12 protein-coding genes, 1 pseudogene and 1 other annotated feature are annotated in these 12,360 nt (G+C 39.2%); of the genes and pseudogenes, 3 read left to right on the top strand and 10 right to left on the bottom strand.

Annotated elements, in window-relative coordinates; genetic code table 11:
- Window positions 1-49 precede the first annotated feature (49 nt).
- Together tyrS and acsA are read right to left on the bottom strand one after the other, a co-directional pair.
- Window positions 50-1,309 (bottom strand): tyrosine--tRNA ligase, encoded by a 1,260-nt coding sequence (gene tyrS, locus JNUCC25_RS24140; protein ID WP_013085222.1) that lies wholly within the window; start codon window positions 1,307-1,309, stop codon window positions 50-52.
- 75 nt (window positions 1,310-1,384) lie between these two features.
- Window positions 1,385-1,595, bottom strand: a binding site (T-box leader).
- A gap of 139 nt (window positions 1,596-1,734) precedes the next feature.
- Window positions 1,735-3,450, bottom strand: a complete 1,716-nt coding sequence (acsA, locus tag JNUCC25_RS24145) for an acetate--CoA ligase (protein ID WP_078082198.1) — start codon at window positions 3,448-3,450, stop codon at window positions 1,735-1,737.
- A 284-nt stretch (window positions 3,451-3,734) separates the two neighbouring features.
- Between acsA and JNUCC25_RS24150 the strand changes: the two genes are divergently transcribed.
- The 3 genes from JNUCC25_RS24150 to JNUCC25_RS24160 are packed head-to-tail and all read left to right on the top strand — an operon-like array spanning window position 3,735 to window position 6,202.
- Window positions 3,735-4,367, top strand: a complete 633-nt coding sequence (locus tag JNUCC25_RS24150; protein WP_013059488.1) for a hypothetical protein — start codon at window positions 3,735-3,737, stop codon at window positions 4,365-4,367.
- A gap of 30 nt (window positions 4,368-4,397) precedes the next feature.
- A complete protein-coding gene (locus tag JNUCC25_RS24155) occupies window positions 4,398-5,039 on the top strand; it encodes an acetoin utilization AcuB family protein (RefSeq protein WP_013059489.1) in 642 nt (213 codons plus the stop codon).
- Window positions 5,039-6,202, top strand: coding sequence for an acetoin utilization protein AcuC (locus tag JNUCC25_RS24160; RefSeq protein ID WP_029319974.1), 1,164 nt, complete (start codon window positions 5,039-5,041; stop codon window positions 6,200-6,202). The genes JNUCC25_RS24155 and JNUCC25_RS24160 overlap by 1 nt, the downstream gene beginning before the upstream one ends.
- A gap of 28 nt (window positions 6,203-6,230) precedes the next feature.
- Here the strand turns inward: JNUCC25_RS24160 and motS are convergent, their stop codons facing one another.
- The 8 genes and pseudogenes from motS to JNUCC25_RS24200 form a co-directional block, all read right to left on the bottom strand.
- The gene (gene motS / locus JNUCC25_RS24165; protein ID WP_029319972.1) at window positions 6,231-6,887 is read right to left on the bottom strand and encodes a flagellar motor protein MotS; all 657 of its coding nucleotides are present in this window, start codon (window positions 6,885-6,887) and stop codon (window positions 6,231-6,233) included.
- The gene (motP, locus tag JNUCC25_RS24170; protein WP_013059492.1) at window positions 6,877-7,680 is read right to left on the bottom strand and encodes a flagellar motor protein MotP; all 804 of its coding nucleotides are present in this window, start codon (window positions 7,678-7,680) and stop codon (window positions 6,877-6,879) included. The genes motS and motP overlap by 11 nt, the downstream gene beginning before the upstream one ends.
- A 53-nt stretch (window positions 7,681-7,733) precedes the next feature.
- The gene (gene ccpA / locus JNUCC25_RS24175; RefSeq protein ID WP_013059493.1) at window positions 7,734-8,732 is read right to left on the bottom strand and encodes a catabolite control protein A; all 999 of its coding nucleotides are present in this window, start codon (window positions 8,730-8,732) and stop codon (window positions 7,734-7,736) included.
- Window positions 8,733-9,290: 558 nt separating this feature from the next.
- Window positions 9,291-10,367: a bifunctional 3-deoxy-7-phosphoheptulonate synthase/chorismate mutase gene (locus JNUCC25_RS24180; protein WP_454222551.1), complete on the bottom strand. Its 1,077-nt coding sequence runs from the start codon at window positions 10,365-10,367 to the stop codon at window positions 9,291-9,293.
- A 148-nt stretch (window positions 10,368-10,515) separates the two neighbouring features.
- Window positions 10,516-10,727: pseudogene (locus JNUCC25_RS24185) on the bottom strand (hypothetical protein); the annotation flags it as partial.
- 97 nt (window positions 10,728-10,824) lie between these two features.
- Window positions 10,825-11,148 carry a bacillithiol system redox-active protein YtxJ gene (ytxJ, locus tag JNUCC25_RS24190; RefSeq protein ID WP_013059495.1) on the bottom strand — a complete coding sequence of 108 codons (324 nt, stop codon included), beginning with the start codon at window positions 11,146-11,148 and terminating at the stop codon, window positions 10,825-10,827.
- A 213-nt stretch (window positions 11,149-11,361) separates the two neighbouring features.
- Complete coding sequence (locus tag JNUCC25_RS24195; RefSeq protein WP_078082201.1) at window positions 11,362-11,817, bottom strand: YtxH domain-containing protein; 456 nt, start codon at window positions 11,815-11,817, stop codon at window positions 11,362-11,364.
- Between the two features lie 27 nt (window positions 11,818-11,844).
- The gene (locus JNUCC25_RS24200) at window positions 11,845-12,330 is read right to left on the bottom strand and encodes a DUF948 domain-containing protein (RefSeq protein ID WP_013059497.1); all 486 of its coding nucleotides are present in this window, start codon (window positions 12,328-12,330) and stop codon (window positions 11,845-11,847) included.
- Window positions 12,331-12,360: the final 30 nt, after the last annotated feature.

Below are 12,360 nucleotides of genomic sequence, written 5' to 3' on the forward strand. Positions count from 1 at the left end.
AGCGGCTTTTTTGCTGTCTATATATAAAAAAAGGCCTTTCGGCCTTTTTTTATGCGTATTGAATAAGGGTATATTTTTTCTTGCCTCGACGAATCACTGTGAATTGACCTTCAATACGGTCTTCTGCACCTACTGTTTTTTGTAAATCTTGTTCACGCTCACCGTTTAAGTAAATCGCACCGTTTGAAATATCTTCACGTGCTTGACGTTTAGAAGGAGAAATTTTACTTTCTACAAGTAAATCAATTAAACCAATATCTTCACCTGTATGCGTGTAAGAAGGAACATCCTTGAATCCTTGCTTAATTTCTTCTGCTGTTAACTCTGAAATACTTCCGCTAAATAAAGCTTGCGAAATACGAATTGCTTGCTCAAGAGCTTCTTCACCGTGTACAAGCGTAGTCATCGCTGCCGCTAGTGCTTTTTGTGCTTCGCGTTTTTCAGGAGCTTCTTTTGCAGAAGCTGCTAATTCATTAATTTCTTCGTGTGATAAGAATGTAAAGTATTTTAAATATTTTATAACATCACGATCATCTGTATTAATCCAGAATTGGTAGAATTCATACGGACTTGTTTTTTCAGGGTCTAACCAAATTGCTCCGCCTTCTGTTTTACCGAACTTCGTCCCGTCCGCTTTTGTTACAAGCGGAACTGTTAATCCAAATGCTTTTGCATCTTCTTCTGATTTACGAATTAATTCTAAGCCAGCCGTAATATTTCCCCATTGGTCGCTGCCGCCAATTTGAAGCTTACAGTTATATGTTTGGTATAAATTCAAGAAATCGTATGACTGTAAAATCATGTAGCTAAATTCCGTAAATGAAATGCCTGATTCGATACGAGATTGAACAGAATCCTTTGCCATCATATAGTTAATACCAAAGTTTTTACCGATATCTCGTAGGAATGTAATAACATCTAATGAGCCAATCCAGTCATAGTTATTTGCAATAACTGCTGCATTTTCACCTTCTTCGAAATCTAAGAAGCGTGAAAGCTGACCTTTAATACGCTCACTAAACATGGCAACCGTTTCTTTTTCATTTAACGTACGCTCTGCTTTTTTACCGCTTGGATCTCCAATAAGACCCGTACCTCCACCAACTAATGCAATTGGTTGGTGTCCAGCTTGTTGAAAGCGACGTAAAATTAAAACAGGAAGCATGTGGCCGATGTGAAGGCTGTCGGCTGTCGGATCGAATCCGCAGTACAAACGAACAGACTCTTTACTCAAAAGTTCACTTAAACCTTTTTCATCCGTTTGTTGGTTAATGAGCCCTCGAAACTCAAGATCTTGTAAAATATCCATGTTATATATTCTCTCCTTTATCTAATTGCTCGTTACAATTTGTTGAACAACATAAAAAACGCCCCTTCTTAAAAAAGAAGGGACGAAAATATCGCGGTACCACCCTATTTGGAAATAAATTATTTCCCACTTAAATGATGTAACGGTCTACCCGTCTTTTGCTACTGTAAGTTCACAAAAGATGCTCAAGGACGTATTTCATATTTGTCTATGTACTGATTTTCAGCAACCATCAGCTCTCTTAAACAGGGAGACAAGTATTACTTCTTCCTATCACTGCAGTTTATTTTATTTAAAAGTTTACACCCCACAATTATGAATGATTTCATTTTAAAATTCAAGTCCAAAAAAAAGTTCAAACAGCTGGCTGTTTGAACTTTATAAAAATCACTTATTTTCCCTACAAAGATTGAAACATTTACTCCTTAGTCTTCCATCGTTGACAAATCACCCGTTGGCAAATCTAATTCCCACGCTTTTAAAACGCGACGCATAATTTTACCACTTCGTGTTTTAGGTAGCTTATCTTTAAACTCGATTTCACGCGGGGCTGCATGAGCAGCTAACCCTTTTTTCACAAATTGACGAATATCTTCAATCAGTTCATCTGAAGATTCATACCCATCTCTAAGTGCGATAAATGCTTTAATAATTTCCCCGCGCACAGGGTCAGGCTTACCAATAACACCCGCTTCTGCTACAGCAGGGTGTTCAACAAGCTTACTTTCTACTTCAAATGGACCCACGCGTTCTCCTGCCGTCATAATAACATCATCGATTCGGCCTTGGAACCAAAAATAACCGTCTTCATCCATATACGCCGAATCACCTGATACGTACCAATCACCTGGCATAAAATATGACTCATACTTTTCTTTGTTGTTCCAAATCGTATGCATCATAGATGGCCAGCCTTTTTTAATTGCTAAGTTACCCATTCGATAAGGTGGAAGCTCTTGTCCTTGATCGTCAATGATTGCTGCTTGTATACCTGGAATTGGTTTCCCCATAGATCCTGGCTTAATTTTCATAGACGGATAATTACAAATCGTCTGACCGCCAGTTTCAGTCATCCACCACGTATCATGAATACGTTTTTGGAACACCTTCATTCCCCAGCGTACCACTTCAGGATTTAACGGTTCTCCCACACTTAATACATGTCTGAGATTGCTTAAATCATAGCGTTTAACTAAGTCATCACCAGCACCCATTAGCATTCGAAAAGCTGTAGGTGCACTGTACCAAACCGTTACGCCAAAATCTTCAAGTGCTTGATACCATGCATCTGGACTAAATCGTCCTCCTACAATCACATTGGTTGCTCCAGCAAGCCAAGGACCAAAAATCCCATAAGAAGTCCCCGTTACCCAACCGGGATCTGCTGTACACCAATACACATCGTCATCTTTTAAGTCGAGTACCCACTTTGCAGTTTGATAGTGCTGAAGCATTGCGTTGTGAACATGAAGTACGCCTTTTGGTTTGCCAGTTGAACCTGATGTATAATGAAGCAGCATACCATCTGTTCTATCTACCCACTCAATTTCCACCTCTTTATTCGCCGCTTCTAATCGCTTCAGAAAATCTAGTTGAATGCCTTCTTCTTCTACATTTTCCCCTACAAGGAGAATGTGTTTTAAAGCTGGCAAATCTTTCACCGGAACGCGGCTCAGCAATTCAGGCGTTGTAATTAACACTTTTGCATCACTGTCTTGCAAACGATCTTTTACTGCACCTTCCATGAACGCTTCAAATAAAGGCCCAACAATAGCGCCAAGCTTTACCGCGCCTAACAACGCAAAATAAAGTTCCGGAGAGCGAGGCATAAAGATAAACACGCGATCTCCTTTTTCTACGTCTGTTTGTTTTAGCACGTTTGCGGCTTTGTTTGACCATTCTTTCATTTCTTTGAATGTATATTTCTCATTGCGCTGCGCATCTCGATAATAAAGCGCAACTTTATTTTTACGCGTAGAGTTTGCGTGCTTATCAATTGCTTCATAAGCTGCATTTAGTTTACCTGTTTCATGCCATGAAAATTCCTTCTCCACTTGTGACCAGTCAAAGGTTTGATACGTTTTATCATAGTCCTGTAAGTTGTATACCCCTTCAATTACAGGAAGCGCTTCCACCTTCATCACAAACTCCCCCTTATGTATAAAATTTACAAACCTATTATATAACAAAAATAGACTTTTCACAATTTTATAAAAATTATTTGTCGGAATTGGGATAATAGTCTCCCTTGTTATATGACAACCTTTGTTATACAAGTGTCGAATTAACAAGAATCTCTTTTAATTTTCTATTCTATATATTTTAAAAAACTCCTTTTCTTTTATTTAATTTTTTGAAAACGCTTTAATATAAAGTTTTTTTTGTATTATAATACAGATAAGACTGCTTGAAGGTGGTGATTCATGTGAAACATTCCCAAACATACAATATGAAAGAACTAAAAACCGCTGTCGGAGCAATTGTTATTGAAGGACCTGTCTCCTCCAAGACCTTGCAACAACTTGATTTTCATGAGCAACTAACGGCCTTTCGTCCACCTGAACAGCAAAAAGAAGCATTGATCGAGATTGCCAACTTGCCTGAAGGTAGAATCATTATTGCTCGCCATCATCATACAATCATTGGTTATGTAACCTTTTTATATCCCGATCCTCTAGAACGATGGTCGGAAGGAAATATGGAGAATTTAATCGAATTAGGAGCTATAGAGGTAGCCGCTCCATTTCGCAGCTACGCTGTTGGTAAAAACTTGCTTATCGTATCTATGATGGATGATGCAATGGAAGATTATATTGTCATTACGACAGAATACTACTGGCATTGGGATTTAAAAGGAACAGGGCTAAATGTGTGGGATTACCGCAAAATTATGGAGAAAATGATGAATAAAGGCGGACTGACGTGGTTTGCCACAGATGATCCGGAGATTAGCTCCCACCCTGCTAATTGTTTGATGGTAAGAATCGGGAGCAGAGTACCTCAAGAAAGCATACAAGAATTTGATAGCCTGCGCTTTCGAAATCGCTTTATGTATTAAGCTGACCTTTAAGAAAAGGAGCTGTGTCTGATGATTGTTGAAGAGATGATGAAAACTGATCTCGTTACCTTAACCCCCGACCATACGATTGCTGAAGCTATGAAACTTTTAGATACACATAAGATTAGACATATTCCTATCGTTAATGACCTTCATCACGTAGTTGGCATCATTTCTGATCGAGACGTAAGAGATGCAAGTCCATCTATTTTAGATAATACTTATACATCTGCTCTTCTATCCGAACCCGTGCGGATGATTATGCAAAAAGAAGTCATTACAGCTCACCCTCTTGATTTTGTTGAAGAAATTGCAAGTATTTTTTATGAACATCAAATCGGTTGTATTCCCGTCACAAAAAACAAGCGGTTAGTAGGCGTTGTTACCGAAAGAGATCTATTACATACGTTTATTCAGCTTACCGGCACCAATAAGCCAGGTTCACAAATTGAAATAAAAGTAGAAAATAAGGCTGGCGTGCTCGCTGAAGTTACATCCCTTTTTGGTTCAAAGAAAACAAACATCTTAAGCGTACTCGTCTACCCTGATGTAGATGAACGATATAAAATCCTTGTGCTTCGCATTCAAGCTATTAATCCATTGATTAGTATAAATACATTAAAAGAAAACGGCTATGAGGTGTTGTGGCCTAAATTACCGGAGATGACGTAATGACTAGTAATGCTGTATTTATTTATTCAGATGATATTCTTTCGTACAAATTCAGCAATAATCATCCGTTTAACCAGCTTCGTGTTCAACTAACATATGAACTGTTACGGGAATTTGGCGCTTTAGGCAATCAAGATATTGTATTACCGCGGATGGCATCTGATGAAGAACTTCAGCTTGTCCATGATACTAGCTATATTCAAGCGGTAAAATTAGCAGGAAGCGGCGAGCTTTCTGTTGAAAAAGCAGCAGATTTTGGTCTTGGAACAGAAGATACACCTATGTTTCCCAACATGCATGAAGCTAGTGCATTTTTAGTTGGGGGTACACTTACTGCTGTAGATTATGTGATGACTGGAAAAGCTAAGCATGCTCTAAATTTAGGAGGAGGATTGCACCACGGCTTTCGAGGAAAAGCTTCCGGCTTCTGTATTTATAACGATAGCGCGGTAGCCATCAAATATATGCAGCAAAAGTACAACGCGCGTGTTCTCTATGTCGATACAGATGCTCACCACGGTGACGGCGTGCAATGGACATTTTATGACGACCCTTCCGTTTGTACTCTTTCCATTCATGAAACGGGACGCTACTTGTTTCCAGGCACGGGAAACGTTAACGAACGCGGGCACGGTGAAGGCTATGGTTATTCATTTAATGTGCCTGTTGATGCTTATACGGAAGATGAGTCTTGGCTCGACGTTTATAAGACCTCTTTAAAAGAAGTAGCTGCTTTTTTTAAACCAGATGTTATCTTGACACAAAATGGAGCCGATTCTCATTATTACGATCCGCTCACTCATTTATGCGGCACCACGAAAATATACCGTGAGATTCCTAAAATTGCTCATGAAATTGCCCATGAATACTGTCAGGGAAGATGGATTGCGGTTGGCGGAGGAGGTTATGATATTTGGCGGGTTGTTCCTCGGGCTTGGTCATTCATTTGGCTTGAAATGATTGAACGAAAGGCAGAAGGCATGCTTCCTCTGTCATGGCTTGAAAAATGGACAAAAGTATCGCCTCACCCCGTTTGCACAAAGTGGGATGATGAACCTAATATCTATCAGCCAATTCCAAGAAAACCAGAAATAACAGAAAAAAACGCTCAAACTCTTGAGCGCGCTCTTTATCCTATTCGTTCTCATACATCTCATTCTTAAAAAAGGCTATACAAGTGTATGGCCTTTTTCACTGTGCTTCGGGATCTGAAATAATAATTTCGACGCGCCTATTTTTTTGTAGATTGCCATTAGACGTGTTCGGAACAAGCGGCTTTGTATCTCCGTATCCAAGTGCTTCAAAGCGGTTAGCAGAAAGAGAAAAATGGTTCGTTAAATAACGTATGACGCCGCTAGCACGCGCTGCCGATAGTTCCCAATTAGATGGATAACGATAGGTGTGAATGGGTCGATTGTCGGTATGACCTTCTACTTTAATATCATTTGGAATAGTACTGAATAACCTTCCTAATTCATCCAGAAAAGGGGTACCTTTTTTCAAAATGTCGGCTTGTCCTGTTTCAAACAGCACCTGTTCTTGTAAAATAAGCACAACCCCGCGTTCATCTCGCTTAGCAGTAATGACATTCTGAAGCTTATTTTCCTTCAGGTAGTCCTGCACTTTCGCTAAAATGCTATCCAGCTTTTGAGACTGCTGGCTCTTTTCTACAGAAGCTAATGATCCACCGCTTGTAAGCGAATTGACAACGGTCTGAAACTTTTGATTATCCACGCTAGACATTGAAAATAGTAAAATAAAAAAAACTAATATTAACGTCACCAAATCAGCAAATGTTACCATCCATTTTGGCGACTGTGCCGAATACCTTTTTCTTCTACGCTTCACGAACGTGTTCTCTCTTTTCTTCCAGCTTTCGTTTTTCAACAGGGGCAAATACTTTTAGCTTTGCTTGCACAAAGCGAGAATTTTGACCCGCCTGCAAGCCGATGACACCTTCAATAATCACTTCTTTAACAAAAAGCTCATGCTCCGTTTTACCAGCTAATTTAGCTGCGATTGGCTGAAAAAACAAGTTTGAAAGCAGCGCCCCGTAGAAAGTCGTTAAAAGAGCAATTGCCATGTTAGGCCCAAGCGATGAAGGGGTATTAAGGCTTTTAAGCATTAGCACTAGCCCAACGAGCGTCCCAATCATTCCCCAAGCGGGGGCATAATCGCCTGCTTTTTCAAACATACTTCGACCTCTCGCATGTCTTTCTTCCACTGCAGCTATTTCAGCTTCAAGCAGCTCTCGAATCATTTCCGGTTCTACTCCATCAATGGCTAGCAAAATACCTTTTTTCACAAATGAATCATCGATTTGTTCAAGCTCTGCTTCTAACGATAGAAGTCCTTCTCGACGCGCTTTTTCCGATAAATGTACAAATGTTCCTACAATTTCTTCTACGTTTATTTCTTTAGATTGAAACGCTTGTTTCCCTACTTTTCCCATATTTTTCAATTGTTTTAAAGGAAAGCTCACGCACAGCGTACCAAAAACGCCTCCCAGTACAATTAAAATCGATGGTACATCAATAAAAGCTAAAAAACCGCTCATTCCTCCACTTGAAATAACCCCAAACACAACCATAGAGATACCAATTAGTATCCCTATAGGTGTGAGCATATCAACTTTTTTCATATTCTATCTCCCCGTGTCTGAACTTTGGATTCGTTCTTATTCATTCACAGGTATTATTTTGTTGATTGTCTGAACTCGATGCGGTGAGGAAGCTGTACAATGCTGCTGTCTACCGTTTCTTTGTTCATGTATTTTGTTAAGAGACGCATCGCTACTGCACCAATATCATACATTGGCTGTACAACAGATGTTAACTGAGGACGAACCATTGTTGAAAGTCTTGTGTTATCAAAACCGATAACTTCTAGATCGTTTGGTACATTCAACCCGCGATCTTGTGCCCCGTGAATAACGCCTAATGCCATTTCATCCGTTCCAACGAAAATAGCAGTTGGCTTTTCATCTTCTTCTAATAGTTTTTCAACCGCTTCAATACCTGAATCGTACGTGTAGTCTCCTTCTACAATATAAGAATCACGTACAGGCAATCCGCTTTCAGTAAGAGCACGCTTGTACCCTTTTACTTTTTTCGCATGATTGATTGGTTCTTCTAACGTACCTGAAACGAATGCAATATTTTTATGACCGCTGTCAATTAGTGATTGCACTGCATCAAAAGCTGCTTGTTCATAATCAATAGTTACAGATGGGATTTGGTTAGTTGATTCGATTGATGCTGCAAGTACAACTGGAACCGGTGATTTTTTTAGCTCTTCTACGTGTTCTTCCGTTACATTCCCACTCATGAAGATGATTCCGTCTACTTGTTTACCAAGCATGTTATTTAAAAGGTGAAGTTCTTTATCTTGATTTTGATCGGAGTTACTTAAGATGATATTATATTTGTACATCGTTGCAATATCTTCGATTCCACGCGCTAATTCTGCATAGAAAATATTTGAAATATCAGGAATGATAACTCCTACTGTCGTTGTTTTTTTACTTGCTAATCCACGCGCTACTGCGTTCGGACGATAGCCTAGTCTTTCAATTGTTTCTAATACTTTTTTTCTAGTTGATGGTTTTACATTTGGATTTCCGTTTACCACACGAGAAACCGTTGCCATCGACACGCTTGCTTCCCTTGCTACATCATAAATTGTTACGTTCACAACAAACACTCCTTATCGAAAAACATTTCGTTTATTTTATCCTTATTTCATTTCTTGTATTTACGTATATAAATCCATCTTCCTTTATAGAATGGCTATTTCTAGCTCCTTCACTCTTACATACAGCTTAGATACCCTGTATGCATCTAAATCATTCCTGTTATGCCCTTATTATTACGTGGCAAAGACAATTTTACCAGTTTATATGTAACAATGTAAAAGACGGTGTATATTAAGTAAATAAAAAAAGTGAATCGCGAATTTATATCATATGCAATCACAGAATGATAGCGAATATCTGTAACTACTATACGATACTATGTGCTTCATCGCAACGTATTTACCGCCTTTTTCCGACAAGTTTCACGAGAATTTCATAAATTCTTGTTTTTTGGATTTGCACTTATTCTTTCCTATTTTGACAAAAGTTATCGACTGTTTTCAAAATACGTGATAATTTCGCTTATCTTTATTATAACGAAAGGCAAACAAGCTTGAAACCATTAAGTGCCTCAAACTTGTCATAAAAGTATACGAATTTTTCATTTTTACGTTTTTTTATAAATTTAAGTTACATATAGGTTTTAGCTGCTTCATAAATTCTGTAAATTGCGGGATATCCATTTGCTGAGCTGAATCAGAAAGTGCTACCGCAGGATCTGGATGAACTTCTGCCATAATTCCATCTGCCCCAATGGCAAGAGCTGCTTTAGCCGTTGGAACAAGTAAATCTCGTCTTCCCGTTGAATGCGTGACGTCGACTAAAACAGGTAAATGAGTTTCTTGTTTTAAAATGGGAACAGCTGAAATATCCAGCGTATTTCGCGTTGCTCGCTCATACGTACGAATTCCTCGTTCACACAAAATCAGCTGATCATTTCCTTTTGAAACAATGTATTCAGCAGCATTAATAAACTCATCAATCGTAGCGGCTAAGCCTCGCTTTAATAAGACAGGCTTCTTCACCGCACCCGCTTCTTTTAACAGCTCAAAATTTTGCATATTACGAGCACCAATTTGAATCACATCTACGTATTCTACAGCTGTTTCAATATCAGCCGGGTCGACAATTTCACTAATAACGGCTAAATCGTATTCGTCAGCTACTCTTTTTAAAATTTGCAATCCTTCTAAGCCAAGGCCTTGAAAATCATAAGGAGATGTTCTTGGCTTGTAGGCTCCGCCTCTAAGCATCCGCACGCCCTGCTGCTTTACGGCTTTTGCTACGGCTGCTACTTGCTCATAGCTTTCAACGGAACAAGGTCCTGCTACAAAACGCTGAAGTCCGTCACCAATTGTTTCTCCTTTTACCGTAACAATTGTATTTTCCCGCTTCTTTTTACGGGATACAAGAAGTGCTTTACGATGATCATCTTCTTGAAGCTCTAAATGAGCTTTAAAAATCTCTTTGAAAATATGTTGAAGCGTAGACGTTTGAAACGGTCCTTCATTCTTGCTTAAAATCGTATCAAGCATTGCTCGTTCACGAACGGGATCAAAACGTTTGGTTGACTGCATTCCTTTTAACTTTCCTATTTCTTGAACAAGCTCGCCTCGCTCATTAATAAGCTTTAACAGTTTCATATTTACTTCGTCAATTTGAGATCGCAAATGCTGAAGATCTGAATTCGCCATGTACGTCCACCCTTTCACTGATTTTAAAAAATCCGTTTAGCAGGGTTACTACATAAGATGATAGATGATGGAGGATATATGTAAGGGGCTTCTCTGCTTTTATGTGCTAAACTACATCTATTGTACGAAAAAGCGGATGAAACCGCAATCAGCTTATAAAAAAAAGAGGTTGAGGCATAGCTAAATCGCTCCAATCTAAAGGCGAACAAATGGGATAAACAATCTATTATGGATTGCGTGTCATACCGCTGTTGATTTCTGTGCAAGACTTCGCTTTTCGCGGGCGGCCGCTGAGCCTCCTCGTCGCTTACGCTCCTGTGGGGTCTCACCTGTTTCGCTTTTCCCGCAGGAGTCTTCGTCTTAGCAGCTCCATACAGTAAACCTACGTTCACCCCGCCAATGAAAAAATCCGAACGATTAATGTTCGGATTTTTCTTTTACTAAAATACTTTTTCGATTAGTGAGCTACGTTTTTCGCTAATTCGTCTTCGTTAATGTTCCAGTGAGAAGCATGCCACTTTACTTTTCCATCTTCAAACAGAAGCGCTTGAGGTGATTCATGCTTCACTTCATACGTCTCAGCAATATAGTTAGATACATCACGTGAATCTTGGACATGAAGATAATAAGAAGGAATGTCTTCATGACTAGAAGCAAATGCTGAAAATGCCTCATGACCAGCTGCACTAATTGGACACGTTGTACTGTGTTTTAAAAATAAAAAGCGATTGTTTTCCTTTACAACTTGTTCGAACTCTTCAACTGTTGAAATTTTTTTCATTTTTTTCACCCTTTCTGTACTTACTCTTAAGTTTACATGGTTTGACCGTTTCCATACAAAAAGAGTGCTCAGCTTTATGTATGATGCTCATAAATTCATTTATAAGGTGGGGGGGTTTCCTGCAATGAAACGATTATTTACTTGTTGTTATCCAACCTAAATTACATACAAAAAAAGCGTTCACCCTGTAGGGTAAACGCTTTTGATTCTTTATTATGGTCGTGGCACTGTGCTTTCCACTTCATCTAGTGCTTTTTGAGCTTCTGTTAGCTTTTGCTGAACGTCTTCGTTGCTTTGAGACTCAACTTCATCAGCAAGCACTTCTAAGCTTGTTGGCGGTAATGCTTCGTGTTCAGGATCTATTTTACGGAAGTTTTTCACCTTGTCCACTACTTGTGAAGATTGCTCAGACAGTGTTTGTGATAGACCAGCCGTTTTTTCTTTAGCCGTTTGAGCAAACCCTTGTCCTTTTTCAACAGCGCTGTTTTTCGCTTGCTCTGTTTTTAAACGAACGTAAGCTGCCTGCTCATTTAAATCAGAACGGAACTCTTTACCTGATTTTGGAGCAAGTAGTAATGCCGTTGCAGCTCCTACAACTCCTCCAATCACTGTTCCTACTAAAAAGCCTTTATTTGAAGTGTTGTTTGGTTTATTTGGTTTGTTTGACATATGCGTCTCCTCCTTTAAAGTTCATCCTTATGAAAATGAGCGTGAGCGTTGAACCGCTTTTTCTTTTACTTCAACAGGTACAGGCTCTGCGTCAACTTTTTTCTGTTTTCTTAATTTTATACGTTCCCATACGTCTAATGCAACATTGCTCCATTGAACAACTTGAGCAACAGTTTCTTTATTTTCTTCTACTTTCTCTGAAACGCTTGATGATACGCTTTTAATAGACTTATTTAGGTCTTGGATTGAGTCACCTACGCCTTTAACAGAATCCACCACTGTGTTCAGCGCTTCGGATTTACGCTGAATATCTTCAGCTAACAGATTAGTCTTATGTAAAAGTGCAGTTGTTTCGGCTGTGATTCCTGTCATTTGCTTTTCTACACCGTCTAAAGTACCTGCCACTGAATTTAATGTGTGCTGAACGGATTTCAATGTTTTGGACACGGAAACCACCAGGTAAAAAATCGCAATGGCAACAATAGCAGCGCTTAAATAAAGAATAATAACCATCTGTGCAAGGCACCTCCTATTTTCTTCTCT

This window comes from Priestia sp. JNUCC 25 (assembly GCF_053667915.1).

Coding starts and splice junctions, on each gene's coding strand:
- tyrS (WP_013085222.1), bottom strand. CDS start 1,309: ATGGATATTTTACAAGATCTTGAGTTTCGAGGGCTCATTAACCAACAA.
- acsA (WP_078082198.1), bottom strand. CDS start 3,450: ATGAAGGTGGAAGCGCTTCCTGTAATTGAAGGGGTATACAACTTACAG.
- JNUCC25_RS24155 (WP_013059489.1), top strand. CDS start 4,398: ATGATTGTTGAAGAGATGATGAAAACTGATCTCGTTACCTTAACCCCC.
- JNUCC25_RS24160 (WP_029319974.1), top strand. CDS start 5,039: ATGACTAGTAATGCTGTATTTATTTATTCAGATGATATTCTTTCGTAC.
- motP (WP_013059492.1), bottom strand. CDS start 7,680: ATGAAAAAAGTTGATATGCTCACACCTATAGGGATACTAATTGGTATC.
- JNUCC25_RS24180 (WP_454222551.1), bottom strand. CDS start 10,367: ATGGCGAATTCAGATCTTCAGCATTTGCGATCTCAAATTGACGAAGTA.
- ytxJ (WP_013059495.1), bottom strand. CDS start 11,148: ATGAAAAAAATTTCAACAGTTGAAGAGTTCGAACAAGTTGTAAAGGAA.
- JNUCC25_RS24195 (WP_078082201.1), bottom strand. CDS start 11,817: ATGTCAAACAAACCAAATAAACCAAACAACACTTCAAATAAAGGCTTT.
- JNUCC25_RS24200 (WP_013059497.1), bottom strand. CDS start 12,330: ATGGTTATTATTCTTTATTTAAGCGCTGCTATTGTTGCCATTGCGATT.